This window comes from Burkholderia catarinensis (genome assembly GCF_001883705.2).
GTDB lineage: Bacteria > Pseudomonadota > Gammaproteobacteria > Burkholderiales > Burkholderiaceae > Burkholderia > Burkholderia catarinensis.
On the sequence record NZ_MDEQ02000039.1, the window covers coordinates 20,652 to 42,320 of the forward strand.

At 67.3% G+C, this 21,669-nt stretch carries 7 protein-coding genes; all 7 read left to right on the top strand.

The window, feature by feature from the left end:
• The first annotated feature begins 89 nt into the window (after window positions 1–89).
• The 7 genes from BFF94_RS34755 (at window position 90) to BFF94_RS34785 (ending at window position 21,615) form a co-directional block, all read left to right on the top strand.
• On the top strand, window positions 90–296 hold the full coding sequence (locus BFF94_RS34755) for a hypothetical protein (protein ID WP_128841629.1): 207 nt from the start codon (window positions 90–92) through the stop codon (window positions 294–296).
• A gap of 286 nt (window positions 297–582) precedes the next feature.
• Entirely contained in the window at window positions 583–1,014 is a 432-nt protein-coding gene (gene gspI / locus BFF94_RS34760; protein WP_201260353.1) for a type II secretion system minor pseudopilin GspI, read from the top strand.
• Entirely contained in the window at window positions 998–1,660 is a 663-nt protein-coding gene (locus tag BFF94_RS34765; RefSeq protein ID WP_128841627.1) for a PulJ/GspJ family protein, read from the top strand. Before gspI ends, BFF94_RS34765 begins: the two co-directional genes overlap by 17 nt.
• 187 nt (window positions 1,661–1,847) lie before the next feature.
• Window positions 1,848–4,070 carry a tetratricopeptide repeat protein gene (locus tag BFF94_RS34770; protein WP_219140369.1) on the top strand — a complete coding sequence of 741 codons (2,223 nt, stop codon included), beginning with the start codon at window positions 1,848–1,850 and terminating at the stop codon, window positions 4,068–4,070.
• Window positions 4,071–4,112: 42 nt separating this feature from the next.
• Window positions 4,113–6,356, top strand: coding sequence for a tetratricopeptide repeat protein (locus tag BFF94_RS34775; protein WP_219140370.1), 2,244 nt, complete (start codon window positions 4,113–4,115; stop codon window positions 6,354–6,356).
• Complete coding sequence (locus BFF94_RS34780; RefSeq protein WP_219140371.1) at window positions 6,353–8,620, top strand: tetratricopeptide repeat protein; 2,268 nt, start codon at window positions 6,353–6,355, stop codon at window positions 8,618–8,620. Before BFF94_RS34775 ends, BFF94_RS34780 begins: the two co-directional genes overlap by 4 nt.
• Before the next feature lie 185 nt (window positions 8,621–8,805).
• Window positions 8,806–21,615 carry a filamentous hemagglutinin family protein gene (locus BFF94_RS34785; protein ID WP_128841423.1) on the top strand — a complete coding sequence of 4,270 codons (12,810 nt, stop codon included), beginning with the start codon at window positions 8,806–8,808 and terminating at the stop codon, window positions 21,613–21,615.
• Window positions 21,616–21,669 lie beyond the last annotated feature (54 nt).

Below are 21,669 nucleotides of genomic sequence, written 5' to 3' on the forward strand. Positions count from 1 at the left end.
TGGCAGAAGCGCGTCGTACACCGGCGCGATCCTTTCGACATGCCCCGAGCGTTGCCGATGCGGCGCGCAAGGGGGCAGGAGCAAAACGCGTGACCTTACTCGACCCTTCCTTCGAACCCTCGCTGCACGTCTTTGAACAAGACGGCGGATGGCAATGGGCGCTGACGGTGAAGCGGGCGACCGGCGTCGGCGTGAAAGTCGTTGCGTTCAGCCGGGAAGGCTTTCGCGGCGAAGCCGACGCTTACGCCGCCGGCCAGCTTGCCCGCGCCGAATATGACGCCGCCGTGACGGCCTGACGCCGCCGCGTCCGCTGTCGCATCGATTCCCGCTCGAGGATCGTCTTCACCGTTCACCGTCCGATTCCGGACGGTTCTTCCCCGATCGTTTCCCGTTTTCGGTTTCCCGTCCGCTGCGATGCGCGCCGGCGCTTGCCGTGCCGAATGGTCCGTACCATTCGACACGTGTGTGCCATACGCCGCGCTTAACGTCCGTGCACGGCGTCCGTCGCGCCGGCGATGCGGCTTGCGCCGCGGTTTGAACGCCGGAACGCCGGACGCCGACCCATCGACAAGAATGCAGGTCATGTGCGACGACAGAACCGACTACAACCGCCGTGCGCGCGGCGGATCGCGCACGGCGCGGGCGCCGGAACGGGGATTCACGCTGATCGAGGTGCTGATCGCGCTGGCGATCGTCGCGGTGGCGCTGGGTGCCGTGATGCGGGCGATCGGCGCGCTCGCGTCGGATACCGATATGGCGCGCATGCGCCTGCTCGCGTTATGGAGCGCCGACAACGCGCTCGGCGAGATCCGCATCGCATCGACCTGGCCGTCCGTCGGCACGAACACGTTTGCGTGCCCGCAGGGCCGCTACCGGTTCGTGTGCCGCCAGTCGGTGGCCGCGCTGCCGAGCCCGCTCGTGCGTCGCGTGACGGTGAGCGTCTATCCGTCCGCGTCGAGCCGCAACGTGCTCGCCGAAGTCGTCACGGTGATCCAGAATGAAGCGCGCCGCTGAACCGCGCGCGGCGGCGCGCGCCCGCGGCTTTACGCTGATCGAGATGCTGGTCGCGATCGCGCTGCTCGCCGTGATCGCGCTGCTGTCGTGGCGTGGCCTCGACGCGACGATCCGCGGTCGCGACGATATCGCGTCGAATCTGGCGCAAACGCGTCTGCTTGGCCGCTATTTCTCCCAGTTGCAGTTCGACCTGACGAACCTCGTGACGGCCGACGAAGTGTTCGGGCCGCCGCTGCGCATCCGCCCGGGCGAACTCGTGATGGTGCGCCATCTCGGGATCGGCGGCGGACCGGCGCAGATGCAGGTCGTGCGCTACCAGCTCAAGGGGCGCGAACTCGTGCGCAGCGCGTCGCAGCCGCTTGCTTCGCTGGCCGAGGTCGACGACGCGCTGCATCACATGGATGCGTTCGCGCGCGTGGTGGTCAGCAATGATGCGCGCTCGATGCAGCTTTCCGTGTGGATTCCGCCCGGCGGATGGACGACGAGCCAGACCGTCATCGAACAGGCCTACGCGCAGTTTCTCGCGCAGCACGGGATCAGCAACATCACGTCGCTCGGCATGCCGCTGCCGCGCGGGGTGCGCTTCGCGGTCACGATGGGCGCGCCGGCGGTCGAATACGTGCGGACGATCCCGATCGGCCAGTGAACGCGAAGCCGTTCGACACACGCGGCCACGCCCGGAAAGCCGTTCCGTCCCCCGCGCAAAATGGTCCGTAACTTTCGTCATACGTCTGTTATTGCCCGTCCGTTAGTCTCGTCACGAGCATGACCGCCGCGACCGGTTCCATTGGGCCGGGTCAGCGGCGGCATCGGCAAACGGGAAGGGGGCGAACGTGACGGTCGAGCACCGGCATGATGCACACGCGGGCGCGTCGGGGAACGACGCGTCCGGACAACGGCAATCCGCGGCGCTCCTGAGCCGCGCACAAAACTGGCACAGCGCCGGACGGTTCGACGACGCGGCGCGCGAATATCTCGCCGTGCTCGCGAAGGAGCCGGACAATCCTCAGGCGCTGCACCTGTACGGCGTGCTGCAGTTCCAGCGCGGCGCGGCCGACGACGCCGAAGCGCTGCTGCGCCAGTCGATCGCGATCGCGCCCGGCACGCGCGCGCTGTCGGATCTCGGCGCGATCTCCGGCGAGCGCGGCCGCATCGACGAGGCGCTCGAGCATTTCGCGGCCGCACTGCGCACGGCGCCCGACGACGTGCAGACGCTCGTGCGTCGCGGCAATACGCTGATCGGGCTGCGCCGCTACGACGACGCGCTGGCGTCGTTCGACCGTGCGCTCGCCGTGTCGCCGCTCGTGCTCGACGCGCTCTGCAATCGCGGCAGCGCGCTGCGTGCGCTCGGCCGTTTCGACGAAGCGCTCGACACCTACGACCGCGCGCTGATGGTCGACCCGCGTTCGTTCGAATCGTGGTTCAACCGCGGCCTCGTGCTGCGCGAACTGCAGCGGCCGGCCGATGCGCTGCAGTGCTTCGACCGCGCGAGCGCGATCCGGCCCGGCGTGGCCGCGATCATGGCCGAGCGCGGCCGCACGCTGATCGACCTCGACCGGCCGAGCGAGGCGCTGGCCGCGTTCAACGAAGCGATCGCGGCCGATCCCGCGCGGATCGACGCGCTCTACAACAGCGCGGTCGCGCTCGAGCGGCTCGGCCGCGCCGACGAAGCGCTCGATCGCTGCGAGCGCGTGCTGGCGCTCGATCCGGCGCACGTGCGCGCGCATGCGAGCCGCGGCAATGCGTTGCTGCAGCTCAAGCGCTACGACGACGCGCTCGCCGGCTATGCGCGCGCGCTCGCGATCGATCCGCATTCGGCGGAAACGCTGTGCAACCGAGGCACCGCGCTGCGTTACCTGAAGCGTTACGACGAAGCGCTGGCGAGCTACGACGCCGCGCTTGCGCGCGACGCGCGGTTCGCCGAGGCGTGGACCAACCGCAGCAGCGTGTTGCAGGACCTGCACCGCTACGACGAAGCGATGGCGTCGCTCGACCGCGCACTCGCGCTGCGTCCGGATCACGCGACGAACTGGCTCAACCGCGGCAACCTGCATTTCGAAACGGCTCGGACGGACGATGCGCTCGCCGCGTACGACCGCGCGATCGCGCTGCATCCCGATTACGCCGAAGCGCATTTCGCGCGCGCGTCGCTGTACCTGATCGAAGGCGATTTCGCGCGCGGCTGGCCCGAGTACGAATGGCGGTTGCGCGACGCGCAGCTGGCGCGGCACTACCGCCCGTTCACGCAGCCGGCGTGGCGCGGCGACACGTCGCTCGACGGCAAGACCGTGCTGGTACATGCGGAGCAAGGCTTCGGCGACACGCTGCAATTCTGCCGCTACGTGCCGCTGGTGGCGGCGCGCGGCGGGCGCGTCGTGTTCGAGGTGCAGCCGCCGCTGCGTGCGCTGATGGCGTCGCTGCACGGTGCGGCCGACGTGATCGCGCGCGGCGAGCCGCTGCCGGCGTTCGACTGCCACGCGCCGCTGCTGAGCCTGCCGCACGCGTTCCGCACCGAGGAGGCCACCATTCCGCACGCCGGCGCCTATCTTCATGCGGACCCGCAGCGCACGCGCCAGTGGGACGCGCTGCTCGGCGAGCGGCGCCGGCCGCGCATCGGCCTCGCGTGGGCCGGCAATCCGGAACACCGGAACGATCACAACCGCTCGATCGATTTCGCCCGGTTCGCGCCGCTGTTCGATCTCGACGTCGACTGGATCAGCCTGCAAAAGCCCGTGCGCGAACGCGACGAGGCGCTGCTCGCACAGGCGCCGGTGCGCCGCGTCGACGACGAGCTCGGCGACTTCGCGGACACGGCCGCGCTGATCGGCGCGCTGGATCTCGTGATCGCGGTCGATTCCGCGGTCGCGCATCTGGCGGGCGCACTCGGCCGCCCGGTCTGGGTGCTGCTGCCCGATCCGGCGGAGTGGCGCTGGATGCGGGAGCGCGGCGACAGTCCGTGGTATCCGTCCGCGCGGCTGTTCCGCCAGCCGGCGCCGGGCAACTGGACGGACACGATCGACGCGGTGCGCGCCGCGATCGAGCCGATGACACGTTAGATACGACACGCGCAACGAACCGTGACCAGTGGGGGCCACACGATGACATCGAATTGGGAAGGGACGACCTTTGCGAGCGCGCCGGTCGCGCCGGAGCGCCGTCCGCCCGACACCGCGCAGCTCGAACGGCTGCTCTTGCGCGCACGCAAGGCGCATCACGAAGGCGCGCTGCAGCATGCGGAGAAGGCGTATGCCGAATTGCTCGCGCTCGATCCCGAGCATCCGGAAGCGCTGCACCTGCTCGGCGCGGTGCGTTTCCAGCAGGGCCGGCTCGACGACGCCGAGCCGCTGATGCGGCGCTCGGTCGAGCACCGGCCGGTGCCGCTCGCGCTCGCGAACTACTCGGCGGTGCTGGCCGGGCTCGGGCGCGAACGCGATGCGCTCGCGCGGCTCGACGAGGCGCTCGCGATCAATCCCGTGCATCAGCGCGTGCTGTTCCAGCGGGCCGGCCTGCTCGCGCAGCTTGCGCGGTACGACGAAGCGTGCGCGGTCTACGATCGTCTGCTCGAACTGACGCCCGGTTTTGCCGACGGCTATGTGAAACGCAGCGACATGCTGCGCGCGCTCGGCCGCCACGACGAAGCGCTCGCCGACTGCGAGCGGTCGATCACGCTCGCGGGGCGTTCGTTCGACGCGATGCGCGGGCGCGGTCTCGCGCTGCGCGAACTCGGCCGTTTCCGCGATGCGGTCGACAGCTATGGCCATGCGCTCGCGCAGACGCCGGGCAGTGCCGAGGTGCTGTTCCTGCGCGGCGTCGCGTATCTGGACCTGCATGACCCCGAACGCGCGCTCGCCGATTTCAATGCGGCGATCGCGGCGAGCCCGACCTTCGTCGATGCGATCTTCAACAGTTCCATCGCGCTCGAGCAGCTCGGCCGGCACGACGAGGCGCTCGTGCGCTGCGACCGCATACTCGCGATCGATCCGCGCCATGCGCGGGCGCTCGCGAACCGCGGCAACGCGGCCAGCCACCTGGAGCGCTATCGCGACGCGGTCGACAGCTATGCGCGCGCGCTCGACGCGGAACCGGGCAGTGCCGGCGTGCTGTGCAACTACGCAAGCGCGCTGATGCGCATCGAACGTCACGACGATGCACGTGACATGTGCGACCGCGCGCTCGCGCTCGATGCGGGCTACGCGCCCGCATGGTTCACGCGCGGCCGTGTGCAGCTCGAAACGCACCGCTACGACGCCGCGCTCGACGATTTCGCGCGCGTGATCGATGCGACGCCGGGCGACAAGCTCGCGCACTTCCACAGGGGCAATGCGCTGCGTGCGCTGCGGCGTCACGACGACGCGCGGCAGGCGTATGCGGACGCGATCGAGATCGATCCCGACTACGTGCTCGCGCACTGTATGCGGGCGTTCCTGTGCCTGTCGATCGGCGATTTCGAAGCGGGTTGGGCCGAATACGAATGGCGCTGGCGCGATACGCAGCTCGACGCGAGCCGGCGCACGTTCGCGCAGCCGCGCTGGACCCACGGGATGCCGCTCGACGGCAAGACGATCCTGCTGTACCCGGAACAGGGGCTCGGCGACACGTTGCAGTTCTGCCGCTACGTGCCGCTCGTGAAAGCGCTCGGCGCGCGCGTCGTGCTCGAAGCGCCGGTCGAACTGAAGACGCTGTTCGCGACGCTCGACGGCATCGACACGCTCGTCGCGCGCGGCGAGCCGCTGCCGCCGTTCGATCTCCATTGCCCGCTGCTGAGCCTGCCGCTCGAATTCCGCACCGATCTGACGTCGATTCCGGCGAGCGTGCCGTATCTCGCTGCCGATCCCGCCCGCGTCGCGCGCTGGCGCGACCGGCTCGGTGCATCGACGCGGCCGCGCATCGGCCTTGTGTGGTCCGGCAACCCGCTGCACCTGAACGACCGCAATCGCTCGATGACGCTCGCGGATCTGCTGCCGCTGTTCGACGACCGCTACGAGTGGATCAGCCTGCAGAAGGTGGTCCGCGACGAGGACCGGCCGTTGCTCGACGCGAGCGCCGTGCGGTTCGTCGGCGACGAGCTGGCGGATTTCGCGGACACGGCGGCGCTCACTGCGCTGATGGACGGCATCGTCAGCGTCGATACGTCCGTCGCGCACCTCGCGGGTGCGCTCGGCCGGCCGCTCGCGCTGATGGTTCCGCATACGCCCGATTTCCGCTGGCTGCTCGAACGGGACGACAGCCCGTGGTATCCGTCCGCGCGACTGTTCCGCCAGCCCGAGGGCGGGCAGTGGGCGCCCGTCGTCGAGCGGATCGCGGCCGAATTGCCGGCGCTCGTCGGCGAAGGCGCGCGATGAGTGCGCGCCGCGAGCCTGCGCCGACGGCGGGCGCCATCCTCGGCGCCGCCGCCGTGCCGCTGCGCGCCGTGCTCGACGATGCGCTGCGCAATGCGCGCGCGCGGCTCGAACAGCGCGACTTCGCGGGCGCCGGGCGGCTCTACGAAGGCGTGCTGACGATGGCGCCCGACAACGTCGAGGCGCTGCACCTGCTCGGCCTCGTGCATCTGCGGCTCGACGACCCCGCGCGCGCGGAGCCGCTGATCGCCCGGTCGATGAGGTTCGGGCTGAATCAGCCGTGGAATCTCGCGAACCATGCGGCGGCGCTGACCGGCGTCGGCCGCCATCGAGATGCGATCGCCGTCGCCGAACGCGCGCTCGCGGCCGATCCGGAGCATGCGCCGTCGCATGCGGCGCGCGGTGACGCGTTGCTCGCGCTCGGCCAATACGACGCGGCGCTCGCGGCCTACGATCGTGCGCTCGTGCGCGAACCGGCCCACGCGACGGCGTGGCGCAGGCGTGGCGAGACGCTGCGGCAGCTCGAGCGGCCCGCCGATGCGCTGATCAGCATCGATCGTGCGTTGCGGATCGATACGAGCGATCCGGCTGCGTACATCGAACGCGGGCATGCGCTGCGTGCGCTCGGCCATCGCGAGCAGGCGCTGCACAGTTATCAGCTTGCGATGGTCGTGCGCGGCAAGACGCCCGAGCTCGTCTACGCGTGCGGCGTGGTGATGACCGAACTCGGCCGGCCCGCCGACGCGCTCGCGTGTCTCGACGAAGGGCTCGCGCGGATGCCGGACGACGAGCAACTGCTTTACGCGAGCTGCGTCGCGCTCGATCTGCTGCATGCCCGCGACGAATTGCTGAAACGCTGCGACCGGCTGCTCGCGCTGAATCGCGGCAACGTCGCCGCGTGGGTCGGACGCGGCAATGCGCTGCTCGGCCTCGAGCGTCACGAGCAGGCCGCGCACGCGTACCGGGAAGCTTTGGCGCGCAAGCCCGACGACATCGACGCGCGGAGAAACAGCGCGGCCGCGTTGCGCGCGCTGGGCCGCTACGACGAAGCGCTCGCGGATTACGACGCGGCGCTCGCGCTGACGGGACCGCATGCGGAGCTGCATTACAACCGGGCGCTGGCACTGCAGCAACTCGGACGCTACGACGAAGCGCTCGCGAGTCACGCAGCGGCCGCCGCCGCGCCCGCGACCGTCGCGCAGGCGCTGTTCACGCGGGCGGTCGCGCGCCAGCATCTCGGCGACTACGACACGGCGCTGGCGGACTTCGCCGATGCTTGCCGACACGATCCGCACCACGGCGCCGCGCGCCGTTCGGAGGCGTTCTGCCGGCTGCTGATGGGCGATTTCGACGCGGGCTGGCAGCAGCACGAGGCGCGCTGGGGCGCGGCTGACGTGATGCTGCACCGGCGTCATGCGGACCGGCCGCTGTGGACCGGCGACGAGCCGCTCGCCGGCCGCACGCTGTTGCTGCATGCGGAACAGGGCTACGGCGACACGCTGCAGTTCTGCCGCTACGCGGGCCTCGCGCACGACCGGGGCGCGACCGTGATCGTCGAGGCGCCGGCCGCGCTCGGCGAACTGCTCGGCACGCTGCGCGGCGTGAGCCGGATCGTCACCGAGGGCCAGCCGGCGCCGGCGTTCGACCTGCAGTGTCCGCTGATGAGCCTGCCGTACGCGTTCCGCACGACGCTCGATACGGTGCCGGCCGACGTGCCGTATCTGCGCGCCGATGCGCGGCGGCGCGCAGCGTGGGTGAAGCGTCTCGACGCGATCTCGCCGCGTTGCCGGCTGCGGGTCGGGCTCGCATGGTCCGGCAATCCGCGTCACGCGAACGACGAGAACCGCTCGATGCCGTTCGCCGCGCTGGCGCCGCTCGTCAGGCTCGGGGCGCTCGATGCGACGTTCGTGAGCCTGCAGCCGCAGGTGCGTGCGCGCGACGCGGATGAATTTGCCGCAAGCGGCGTGCTGTCGTTCGCGGACGCGCTTACCGATTTCGCCGAAACGGCCGCGCTGGTCGACGCGCTGGATCTCGTGATCAGCGTGGATACATCGGTCGCGCACCTGGCCGGTGCGCTCGGGCGACCTCTGTGGGTGCTGCTGCCGCGTGTGCCGGACTGGCGCTGGCTGCTCGAGCGCGACGACTGCCCGTGGTATCCGGCCGCGAAGCTGTTCCGGCAGGTGAGGCCGGGCGACTGGCCGGCGGTGATCGGGCGGGTGGCCGACGCGCTTGGCGCGGTGGCTCGCGCGCATGTCGAGCCGGCGTGACCGGCCTTCCATGACAAAAGCTACGGACCTTTTCACGGCGGCCGGAATGGTTCGTAACAGTCGCCATGTCGCTGCCATTTGCGCTTCGTATGGTCTTCGGATTCCCGCGGCCTGTTTCGGGCGCAACGACATGTGCGGTGCCGGACCGGCGCCGCGCGCAATTTCCTAGCATCGGGGTGGCAAGAATGGCAGCACGCGCACGTACGGAACGGCAACTTCGCGCAACGGCCTCGCGGTCGATCCTGAAATCGGAGCTGAGCCCGCTTTACCGGGCGGTCGTGCTGATGCTCGCGGCGGGCGTGTCCGCGCATGCGCATGGGGCGGGCATCACGAACCTCGGGCAGGCCACCGCGCGCGCGTCGGGCGGTGGCGCGGGCAGCGCCGGCGGGATGCCGGGCGTGCCGAATCTCGGTGTGTCGCCGCAGCAGGCGCTGCAGGCGAGCCAGCCGTCGATTCGCAACCTCGGTTATGCGGCACATGCGATCGCCGCGCAGATTGCGGCGCAGCAGAATGCGGCTGCCGCGGCGGCGAAGCTGCCGTCGACCGTGGCGAACGGGCTGGCGCCGGGCGGGCTGCAGGTGGCGGCGGGCGCGTCGGGCGATACGAACAATCCGGTGCTGTGGTTCAACGCGAACGCGCCGACGCAAAATACCGACACGAACGGGCACGTGAACGTCGACGTCAAGCAGACCGGGCAGAACGCGGTGCTGACGTGGGAGACGATGAACGTCGGGCGGCAAACGACGCTCAATTTCGATCAGTCGGGCGGGACGCAGACGAATGGTGCTAACAACTGGGCGGTGTTGAATCGGGTCAAGGATCCGAGCGGCCGGCCGAGCCAGGTTCTGGGGAACATCACCGCGCAAGGCGCGGTGTACGTGATCAACCGGAACGGGGTGTTGTTCGGGGCCGGGTCGCAGGTGAACGTGCATTCGCTGGTGGCGTCGTCGCTCGACGTGCTGAACATGAACAACTACAACCAGACTTGGGTCAACCAGGTCCCGGTTGTGACGGACAACAGTCTGGCGCAGGATGCGGCGGGGATCGTTGCGAGCAACAAGCAGTTTCTGAGCGTGTCGGCGGGAACGACCGGCGGGCTCGCGTATCCGGAGTCGGGTAGCTCGGCCGGGGTGAATGGCAACAGCGCCGTGCCGAACGAAGTGCTCGGCCTCGGCAACCAGGTCAATCTCACGTCTGCCAGCCAGTATCAGCCGTGGGGCGATGTCACGATCGAGCAGGGCGCGTCGATCACCACGCACGCGAACGGCAACGCGAGCGACGGCGGTTTCGTGATGATCGCGGCGCCGAACGTGACGAACGCGGGGCACATCAAGGCGACGGACGGGCAGGTGGTGCTGGCGGCCGGTGTGGGCGTGAGCTTGCTGCCCAACCGTGGAGTCACGGCAAATCCTCAAGTGCTGCTGCCGGAACTGAGTGGACAGATTCTGTTGCTTGGATCGAATGGCCAGACGACCGACATCACGCCGGCCGGCACGCTGACCAATACCGGCATCGTCGAGGCCGCGCGCGGCAACGTGAACCTGCTCGGTAGCCGCGTCGCTCAGAACGGCGTGGTCGGCGTGACGACGAGCGTCAACTCACCCGGTACGATCACGATTTCCACGGTCGACGAATATCAGTCGAACAATCCGTTGGGCCCCAACAATCAGTCCGGCAGCGGGTACCTCGGGCTGGGGTTGGTGACGACGGACCCGCAGAGCTCGGGGAGGAATACGCACCGCGCCGGCCTGCTGAGCTTCGGCCCCGATTCGGTGACGACGGTGATGCAGGACGACAATGGCCAGACGACACCGTCGACGCCGGGCGCGACCTTCACGCCGGGCAGCATCGGCATGACGGCCGGATCGATCTGGTTCCAGGGCGGCTCGCTGATCGAGGCGCCCGGTTCGAAGGTATCCGTGACGGCACTGACGCCTTCGGCATCGGGCGCGAAGGCGCCGGCAGGCCAGACTGCCGTGCCCGGCCGGATCTATCTCGACAGCGGCGCGACAATCGACGTATCGGGCCTTGCGAACGTCGAGGTGCCGATCTCGCAGTCGTTCGTGACGGTCGACCGCATCGGCCAGAACGAACTCGCGGATTCGCCGCTGCTGCGCAACGGGTTCCTGCTCGGGTACAAAAACCTCGTGTTCGACAGCACGCTGACGGGCACGCGCAGCGACGGCGTGCAATGGGTCGGCAGCCCGATCCTGAACCTGTCGGGTTATGTGAACCTGATTCCGCGCACGGTCGATCAACTGTTGACCAACGGCGGCTCGATCACGCTGTCGGGCAACGAGGTGATGACCGCGACCGGCTCGTCGATGAACCTGAACGGCGGCTACGTGCATTATGACGGCGGGATCGTCAACACGACGCGGCTGGTCGACGCCAACGGCGCGCTCGTGCCGATCGGACAGGCGAGCCCGTACGACACCTACGTCGGCATTGCGGGGCAGTTCGTCGAATCCCACCCGCGCTGGGGGGTGACGAAGACGTGGTACAACCCGCTGCTTACGATGGGCGCCTATCAGGGCGACTACATCGTCGGTGGCAACGCGGGCACGCTTGACATCTATGCGCTGCAGTCGACGGTACTGGATGGCGACATTAGCGCGCAGGCGTTTGGCGGCGCGAAGCAGATGCAGGGCAACAGTCTGCCGAGCGGCGGGACGTTCAACCTCGGCGCTGATCCGAAGCTCGACGGCGGCGCGCTGGTGCACCTGACGTCGAACAACAACGAAATCGCATCGGGTACGGCCGGCCTGGTTGTGCTGCAGGACAACGCGCCGCAGCTTGCCGACATCGCGCCGGGTTTCTCGATCGATACGCCGCTCGACAAGACGACGCTGCAGGCGCTGCCCGCGAACGACCCGCGCAATGTGCTGACGACCACCGTGGTGCCGGTCGCGACGTTGAACAACGGTGGCTTCGCGAACCTGAACGTCACCGAGGACAAGACCGGCGGCAAGGGCATCGTCGTGCCGCAAGGCACGCAACTGGCATTGCAGCCGGGTGGCTCCATTTCGCTCAACAGCGCACCTCTCGGGGCGGACGTCAACGTGGCCGGCAAGCTGATCGTGCCGTCGGGCACGATTTCGATTGCAAGTGGCGGCAACATCATCGTGGGGCCGCAGGCAGTGATCAGTGCCGCGGGCCAATGGGTCAACAACGACGTGCAAGCCGCGCCCGGCACGGCGCCGGGAAACAGCCAGTTCATCAATGGCGGCAGCATTGCGCTATCGACCAGCGAGCAGACGGTCGGAAACTCGGGCGACGGCTTCACGGACGCGACGGGGTCGATTTTGTTGCGTCCCGGTAGCCTGCTCGACGTGTCGAGCGGTGGCGAACTGCTGGCGAACGGCCAGTTGCTGATGCAGAACGGCGTGCCGGCCGGGCGCGGCGGCAACGTGTCGCTGCAGACCTACACGGCCTCGGACACCGCACAGTTCGGTCACATCGGCGACGGTGGTCCCGTGATGCCGACCACACAGCCCACGAATGGCACGATCGCACTTGGCGGGACGATCGCCAGCGACGGTTTTTCGGGGGGCGGCACGTTGGCGTTGCAGGCGCTCGGTTTCCGGATCGGCGGCGATCCGAAGACCGCTGCACCCTGGGATGTCTATTTGCAGGAGAGCTTTTTCGCGCAGCAGGGTTTCGGCAAGTATGTGTTGAACGCGTATTACGACGCGACAGTGGCGCCCGGAGCGACGGTCGCGCTTACGCAACGCAATCTGATTCCCGACGCGCCTGCGCTTCTGCATACGGCTACGGGTGCCAACCTGTCGACGCCGGGACTGACGACGTCGGGCCGTCTCGACGACTATCACCGGCAGCCCACGAGTCTCGTGTTGACGGGCGGCAATTACACGTCATGGATCGCGTCGGCGAATACTGCGCCTTCGTATCCCGGCGTGACGGGGGCCGTCACGCTGTCGTCCGGTGCTTCGATTCAGGCGGATGCAGGTGCAGCCATCGGCTTCGGTTCGCCGGCGCAGGTGACGGTGCTCGGCTCGATTATCGCGCCAGGTGGGTCTATCACTCTCAGCGCGGATTCGGGCGGCACGTTCGGGCAGACGGGGCAATACGGCATATTCGTGCCGAGCGACAGCCGCTCGGTCTGGCTCGGCTCGGCCGCGACGCTCGATGTGTCGGGCACCGCGCTCGCGAATCCGCTCGCCGCGCCGGTCAAGATCGGTGCGGCGGCCGTCGTGCCGAACACCGGCAAGATACTGCCGGGCGGCTCGATCACGCTGTCGAGCGATGCGGGTTATGTCGTCACTCAGGCGGGCTCGAAGATCGATGTGTCGGGCACGTCGACCCACTTCGATCAGTTGCAGCCGAACGGCACGTTCGCATCGCAGCCGGTGTGGAGCGATGCCGGTTCAATCACGCTGTCCGCCGCGTATGGTCTCTTTGCCGACGCGACGCTCGCCGCGCATGGGGGCGGCACACAGGCGCGGGGCGGCACGCTGACGATTCTGCCGCAGCAGAACAGAGGGTTCGCCGGCGCGACCGCGCTCGTTATCCGGCAAAGCGGCGAGTTGACGCCGGTCGGCCTGGCACCCGGGCAAAGCTTGGGGACGGCGATCGATCCGACGACCGGGTTGCCGATCGGCCAGCCGACCGGCGTCATTCAGTTTGCCGCCGACCGGCTCAGCGGCTCGGGTATCGCGAATCTCGTGCTCGGCAGCGCCGCGCCGTCCAATATCGCCCAGCCAGTCCCACCGATTGTGTTCGCCGGGAACGTGAACCTGAACCTGCCGGAGTCGGTGACGCTGAATAGCGGACGGATCGCCGCGCTTGGCATGGATCAGCTCGCGACGCTGCTGTCGACGCCGGCCCAACAGCCGAACAACAATTCGACGCCGCCGACGGTACTCTCGACGCTGCTCGCGCAGCCGCCGCAGCAGCTGCTCGGCACGACGGTCGAGATCGATGCGCCGTATGTCGCGTTGACTGGACCGACGCTGACGTTGCAGTCGCCGGCGTTCAAGCCGGTCGCGACGGTGTCCGATGCGACGCTCGACGTGAACGCGTCGTTCATCGACCTGAGGAACCAGTCTCAACTCAACAATTTCGGCCACGCGAACTTCGTCAGCAGCGGCGATATCCGCCTAAGTTCGACGAACGTGAGCCGGTCCCAGACGCCGGGTCTGGCGCCGGGGATTCTCTATACGCCGGGCGACCTGATCTTCAAAGCGGCGGACCTGTATCCGTCGACCGGCAGCACGTTCGTCGTCGCTGCGGTTGGTCCGAGCGATGCGTCGACCGGCAAACTGGCGCCGACGACGGTCACGTTCGCATCGAACGGCGCATCGGACACGCCGCTGTCCGCGGGGGGGACGCTGCTGGTCGACGCGACGAATATCGTGCAAGGCGGCATGGTGCGCGCGCCGTCCGGCACGATCGTGTTCGGCGTCGGCGATCCGTCGAACGCGACCACGCAGGCACAGTTTGCGGGCCTTTCACTCGTCGCGACGGATTCGGTGAAGCTGGCGAACGGCAGTGTGACGTCGGTATCGAATGGCGGCGTGGTCATCCCGTATGGCACGACGATCGACGGGGTCGAGTGGCAGTTCAATCCGCTTGCCGGCAACACGACGCCCGACCTGACCGCGCCGCCCGCGAAATACGTCGGGGTGAACGGCAGCAATGTCGCGCTCGACAAGGGCGCGACGATCGACCTGTCCGGCGGCGGCGACCTGCAGGCCACCGAATGGGTGCCGGGCACCGGCGGCACGCGCGACGTGCTGTCGCAATACAACGTGAGCTATGCAAGCGGCAAGGGCGGGACGGCCGTGCCGGTCAATGTCGGGGCCGGCAACGTCTATGCGATCGTGCCGGGCAAGCAATCACCGGTTGCGGCGTATGACCCGACCCTCGCGCAGACGGTACAGCCTTCCACCAATGCAAACGGCACGGCAACGACCGCGACGGCGACGATGGGCGTCGGGCAAGCGAGCCTGACCGACCCGGTCGGCAAGGCTGTGTATCTGTCGGGCGTGCCAGGGCTGGCGCCCGGCTACTACACGCTGCTGCCGGGCAAGTACGCGACGCTGCCGGGCGCGTATCGCGTCACGGTGTCGAGCACGGCCGGCAATCTCGTGCCGGGCGCGAGCCAGGTGCTGCAGGACGGCACGGTCGTGACGGCCGGCTATTTCGCCGACGCGTTGACGGGCAGCCGAAGCGCGACGCCGACGCTGTTCAACGTGCAGTCGAACAGTGTCTGGCAGCAGTACTCGCAATACACGCTGACGGGCGCGAACACGTATTTCACGAAACTCGCCACGACGAAGGGCAACGTGACGCCGCCGCTGCCGGTGGACGGCGGTCAACTGGTGCTGGCGGCGACGAAGGCGCTGACGCTCGGCGCGACGCTGAATGCGGCCGCCGGCGCGGGCGGCGCGCCGGCCGAGGTCGACATCGCGTCGCAGGACATCCAGATCACCGGCAACGGCAGCGCGGCACTGCCGGGCTATCTGCAGATCGGCAGCGACGCGCTCGATTCGCTGAACGCGGGCAGCCTGCTGATCGGCGGCACGCGCGCGGCGACGACGAGCGGCGGCTCGATCACGCCGATCGCGAACAGCGTCGTCGTGTCGAACGACGGGAACACGACGCTGAAGGGGCCCGAGATCCTGCTCGTCACGAAGACCGACGGCAGCGGCACGGATCCCAACGCGGCGAATGGCCTGCGCATCGATGCAGGTGCATCGATTGCCGCGCAGGGCGATTATCCGGCCGCAAAGGACCAGCCGATCGCGATCGCCGGCGACGGCGCACTGCTGCGCGTATCGAACGGCGCGATGGCGCCGCTGTCGCGTACCGGCGGCACGGGTTCAGGCCTGATGACAGTCGGCACGGGCGCGACGCTCGCCGGCGGCCAGGCGCTGCTGCTCGATTCGTCCGGCGACCTGAAGGTCGATCCGACCGCGGGGCTGTCGGCCAAGGCGATCACGGCGGACGGCTCTGCAATTACGTTCACGAACGCGAGCGGCAGCGCGGCGGCGAGCCTGCCGGGCTTCGTGGTCGACCCGGCCGGCCTTGCGCAGTTCGCGAACGCGCAGCAGGTGACGCTGCGCAGCTACGGCGCGATCGGTTTCGTCGGCGACGTGAACGCGACGTTCGGTAACAACGTCGATCTGAGCGCCGGCACGTTCACGAGCGATGGCGGCCACGTGACGCTGAATGCGCAGCAGGTTGCGTTCACCAACGAGACGGGCGCGACACCGGGTACGGCGACGATCGGAAGCGGCACGCTGACGGTGAACGCGAAGGAGATCGACTTCGGCACGGGCACGAAGGCCGCCAGCGGTTTCGGGGCGGCGATGATGAATGCGACGGGCGGCATCGTCGGGCAGGGCACGGGCACGTTCGATTTCGGTGCGCTGCCGGTGACGCTCAATGCGCCGGTCTACCTTGCCGATACGAGCTCGGCCGCCACCGTGAAGACGACGGGGGCACTGACGCTGAACGGTGCGGCGGGCACAGCGCTGACCCGCGACGCGGTGGGCGGTGCGTGGACCTTCATCGGCGGCACGGTGGCCGATAACGGTGCGATGATCAGCGCGCCGGCCGGCAACGTGACTCTCGAAGCGACGAGTGGCAACCTGACGATCGGCGGCGGGTCGACGGTCAGTTCGGCGGGCGTATCGAAGCAGTTCTTCGATGTGACGCGCTACGCGCCGGCCGGGTCGATCACGTTGACGGCCGATGCGGGCACCGTCGACGTGCAACCCGGCTCGACGCTCGATTTCTCCGGCGCCAGCGGCGGTGGCGCGGCAGGCAGTCTTTCGCTGTCGGCGCAGCAACAGGTGGTGAACCTGAACGGCACGATCAAGGGGGGTGCGGCGAGCGGTTATGCGGGCGGGTCGTTCTTGCTCAATACGGGCGGTGCGGCCGATCTCGATGCGCTGTCGAAGACGCTCGCATCGAGCGGCGTGAACCAGGCGATCACGGTCCACACGAAGACGGGCAACCTGACGCTTTCGCAGGGCAATACGCTGACCGCGCATTCGGTGCTGCTGACGGCCGACGGCGGGTTTGGCAGCGCGGCCGATACGGCGAACGGCAACGTGAACGTGCTCGGGACGATCGACGCGTCGGGCAAGGCGGGCGGCGAGATCGACCTGTATGGGCGCAACGGCGTGGACATCGAAGGTTCGCTGCTGGCGCGAGGTTCCGATCCGAACCAGCGCGGCGGCAAGGTCAACGTCGGCACGACTGCGTTGTTCGATCCGACGATCGTCGACGCGAACGGCAACTCGGTCGCGTACAACGCAACCTATGGTTACGAGAACATCCTGCGTGCGAACGCGGGCGCCATCACGCTCGGTGCGAATGCGTTGATCGACGTGTCGGGCGGGACGGCCGGTGGTTTGTCGGGGGGCACCGTGAATTTCCGCGCGCCGCTGCTGGCCGACCACGGCGTGAAGGTCAACCTGCCGGATACGTTCAACGACGGCAAGGGCATCGTCGGTTCGCGCGCGACTTCTCTCGAAGCGTATGCGGTGTGGAGCACGACGGATGCGACGACGGGAGCGAAACACTTCGACGGGGTAATCGACCCGGCGGGATGGTATGACCGGAGCGGGCATCTGCTCTCCGGTACGTTCACCGCACAGGGGACGTCCGGCACGCCGGCGACGTTCTCGTTCGCGCCGGACGGTTCGGGCGGCGGCACGCTGACGAACCAGACGACGGGCGCGTCGACGAGCGTCACACAGGCACAGCTTCAGAGCGGTGATGCCGCGATCGGGTTCGGCGGGTTGAACAACATGTACTTTGCACCGGCGAGCAACGGCGCGAATGCGGATCACCAGACTTTCTACGGATATAGCAGCGGCGATGCATCGGCCGCAGCGCCGGGCACGCTGATGGGGTTCGTGCAGCACGGGCTCGATACGCTGGTCGATCCGTTTGCCGGCAAGAACATTGCGAACGCGCGTGTCGTGCCCGGGATCGAACTCGACAACCCGAGCCAGGCGATCAACGGTGGCGACATCCAGGTGCTGACGAACTGGAACCTCGGTGCGGGCACGTCGCCGACGAATCTTGCGTTCCGGTTCGATGGGCAGGCACCGGTCGTGACGCTGCGCGCCGAGAACAACGTGAAGGTGAAGGCGAGCTTGTCGGATGGTTTTTTCCAGATCGCGAACCCATTAGGAGGTGGAGGGACGATTTCGGTGCCGCCGTTGTCGACGCTCGCCGCGGTACAAGCGATCTACAACATGCCGTCGGGGTATTACGGGAGTATGGGCATTGGACTGTCGTATTTCGCGAGCAATGGCCTGGCTTTCGGTCCGGGGCAAGTGACCGGCGGTACGCCGGACGAGATAGCTGAGTACTACGCGCTATATTCGGCGTATGCGAATTTCCTAGTCCAGCCTGCGGCGGGCCTTGCGTCTGGGTTGCAGTCATTGGCGTCGAAGAACAATATCGACACTGTCGAGATCATCTACAACTTGCGGGCAAGTAACTCGAGCACAATGCTGCCCGGGCAGCCTGTGGCACCGATTGTGCCGACGGTAGCCGAGCAGGCATCGAATCCTGGTTCCTATCTGATCTATCTGAATCAGTACCAGAAGTATCTGTCCGATTCTGTTCAGTATGCTGTCCAGCACACCCAGCAATGGCCGCTAGTGGCGATTCCCGTGGCCCCGGCCGTTCAGTCCGTTTCGGTGATCGCGACCACGACGATCAGCTTGCCTGCCGTGACGGACAATTCGCCAGCCCCGACGTCCGTCGCGACGAATCCGATTCCGCTTGCGTCGGCTTCGCTGACGGGCGGATCGAGCAGTTCGTTCCGCGTGGTGGCTGGGGCCGATCTGAATAGCACGAATCCGTTGGCGCTCCAGGCGCCGGCTACGGGAGGGGGATCGAACGGCAAGAGCGTGACCTTTGACGGGCATACTGCGTTCGTGGACGGGAACGGCTTCGCGCTACTTTCCCCGACGATGATTCGCACTGGCACCGGTTCGATCGATATTGCGGCGGCCAACGACGTCACGCTGTTGAACACCAGTTCGACTCAGCCAAACAGTCCGGACATAACCGTTCCAGGCGCGATCTATACCGGCGGTGCGCCTACTGCTACTGCGCCTGCTCCCGGCACGAGCCTGGCCATCGTGCACGCCGGAAACGGCAACCCGGATATTCTGGTCACGCCGATCGTCAATCCCGATTCCGCCGGCGATATCACGATCCATGCGCAAGGGAATATCGCGGGCGCGGAGTATCTGACCGATGTAAACGGCACGGTGACCGGGCAGAACGGCGCCAACATCAGCCAGTTCTGGTGGCAGTGGATGCAGATCGGCAATCCTACCGGACTGGTCGGTGCAACCAATCCCGCGACGCAAACCGTGCAGACGTCGATCAACTTCGGTACATTCGATCAAGGCGTGCTGAGCGCGGGCGGAAACGTATCGGTGTCGGCTGGCGGGAATATCTCGGACCTGTCGGTGTCTCTGCCGACCACGTGGTGGCTGACCGGCACCAAAACGGACACCCCGACCGTCAATACGGTCGGCGGCGGCAACCTGTCGGTGCGGGCCGGTGGGGATATTCTGAGCGGCGGCTACTTCGTCGCGAATGGATCCGGAACGATCACGGCAGGCGGGAAGATCGGGGCGGATATTGCCTTGCCTTCGCAACTCGTCGGCCAGCCGCCGACAACGATGGATACGCTGCTGGCGACGCAGGATGGCGTGCTCGACGTGAACGCGCGGCAGGGCATCAGCATCGGGCGCGTGTTTGATCCGTCATATGTGCAGGGCAGCGCGCTGTTGAACGCGTATAAGCAACAAGCCGATATGAAGGGCTATTCGTCCGCGTCCGCCGTCAATATGCTGTCGACGACAGGCGATGTCGCGATCGGCACGCTCTCGGCAGTCACCCTAATCGGCGGCGGCGGGGGCAACTCGCTGAAACCTGGCATGCTCGACCTGTCGTCCATCCTGCCGGCGTCAGTGGATCTGACTGCGTTCACTGGCGGTATCACGGTGGCGGCGAGCGGTGAGCTTTACCCTTCGGCATCCGGCAATTTGAATCTGATTGCCGACCGGTCCGTCAATCTGTCAGCCATCAATGGAATGGGGCCGCCGTACGGGACGCCATCGTTCGGCATGCTCGATATCGCGCCGTCCGCGATGCCATCGCCAGCGAAGCCGAATGTTCTCGTCGCGGATCCTACGGTTGCTTCCGCGGCGGCGCACGATTCCACTGCGTTGCATGACGACGATACTGTTCCGGCACGGATCTACAGCTTGAACGGCGATATTGTCGATGGCGTTCTGCAGACGACCGGCATCGCCGCGGGTTTCTACGGTAATCTGGTGCCCGTCGTGATCGACAAACCCGCGTTGGTTCAGGCGGGGCGTGACATCGTGAACCTGTCGTTCCTCGGACAAAACCTGCGCAAGTCGGACGTCACGCGTATTGTTGCAGGCCGGGACATCTACGATACGCGGCTGATGAGCGCTGTCGTGCCGGCCCTGGTGCTCGGCGGTCCGGGCACGTTCGATATCGAAGCCGGCCGGAATATCGGGCCACTGACGAGTCAGGCGCAAGCCTATGCGACGCTGGGCGACGGAAGTTATCCTCTTCAGGGGCTTGCGACGGGGATTGATGCAATCGGGAATGCAAACAACCCGTACTTGCCGCATGAAAGCGCGAGCGTCAATGTGTTGTTTGGCGTCGGGCCGGGCATCGATACCGCGTCGTTTATTTCGACGTATGTCGATCCGGCAAGGTCCATACCAGGTGTATCCAGTGCCACGCCCGCACTCGTCACGTTCATGGAGCAATACGAGGCAGGGCTCACGGTCGACACGGGGCTGGTCAACGATCAGCCGGCGATCAAGCCGTTGAGCGCGGATGAGGCCTGGTCGAAATTCAAGGCATTGCCGCAGTATGTCCAGCAGCTCTTTGCAGAGCAGGTTCTGTTCAAGGTTCTGACGAGCGTCGGGGAGGATTACAACAACCCCGCCAGTCCCTACTACGAGAAATACGCGCGCGGATACGAGGCGCTCAATACGATGTTCCCCGCCTCGATGGGCTACACCGCCAACAATCTCGGTGGAGGCAGCAACGGCACGAACAAGGTGGTCGATACGGGCGACCTGGACATGCGCAGCACGACCATCCAGACCCAGCAGGGCGGTAACGTATCGATTCTCGGCCCGGGCGGGCAGGCGCTGGTCGGCAGTACATCCGCACCGCCGCAGATTGTCAACGCTGCCGGCAGGACGATCGCCGGTCCCGGAACGATGGGGATTCTCACGCTCGAGACGGGTGACATCGACATCTTTACGGACCGCAGTGTCCTGCTGGCGCAGAGCCGGATCTTCACCGAGCAGGGCGGCGACATGACGATCTGGAGCTCGAATGGAGACATCAACGCGGGCAAGGGCTCGAAGTCGTCGGCCAGTACACCCGCGCCGCAGTACGTGTGCGATGCGAACCATTACTGTACGGTCGACGCGCGCGGCCAGGTCACGGGCGCGGGCATTGCGACGTTGCAAAGCGTGCCGGGTGTGCCAATCGGCACGATCAACCTGATTGCGCCGCGCGGCACGGTCGACGCGGGCGATGCCGGCATTCGCGCGGGCAACCTGAACGTCGCGGCGCTGCGTGTGGTGAACGCGGACAACATTCAGGTGACCGGCAAGGCAACCGGTATCCCGCTCGTGCAGGCGGTGAATACCGGTGCGTTGACGGCCGCGAGTGCGGCTGCATCGGCGGCAACCCAGGTCGCGCAGGATATCGCTAAGAACAATGCGTCCGGCGTTTCGTCACGTCGTTGGACGATCTCGGTGCAGGTCGAGGGTTTTGGTGATATGGGCGACGATGGCTCGAAGAAGCGGAGGCGGGAACAGGTCGGCTACGATCCGTCGAGTGCCGTATCCATCCTGGGATTCGGTCAGATGGGGCCGTCGCAGCGATCCTCGTTAAGCTCAGACGAACGCGCGCGGTTGAGCAAGATCTGAGTAGGTGCGGGTTGACGCGAGTCGCCGGTGTTTGACCTGCGGCTCGCTCTTATG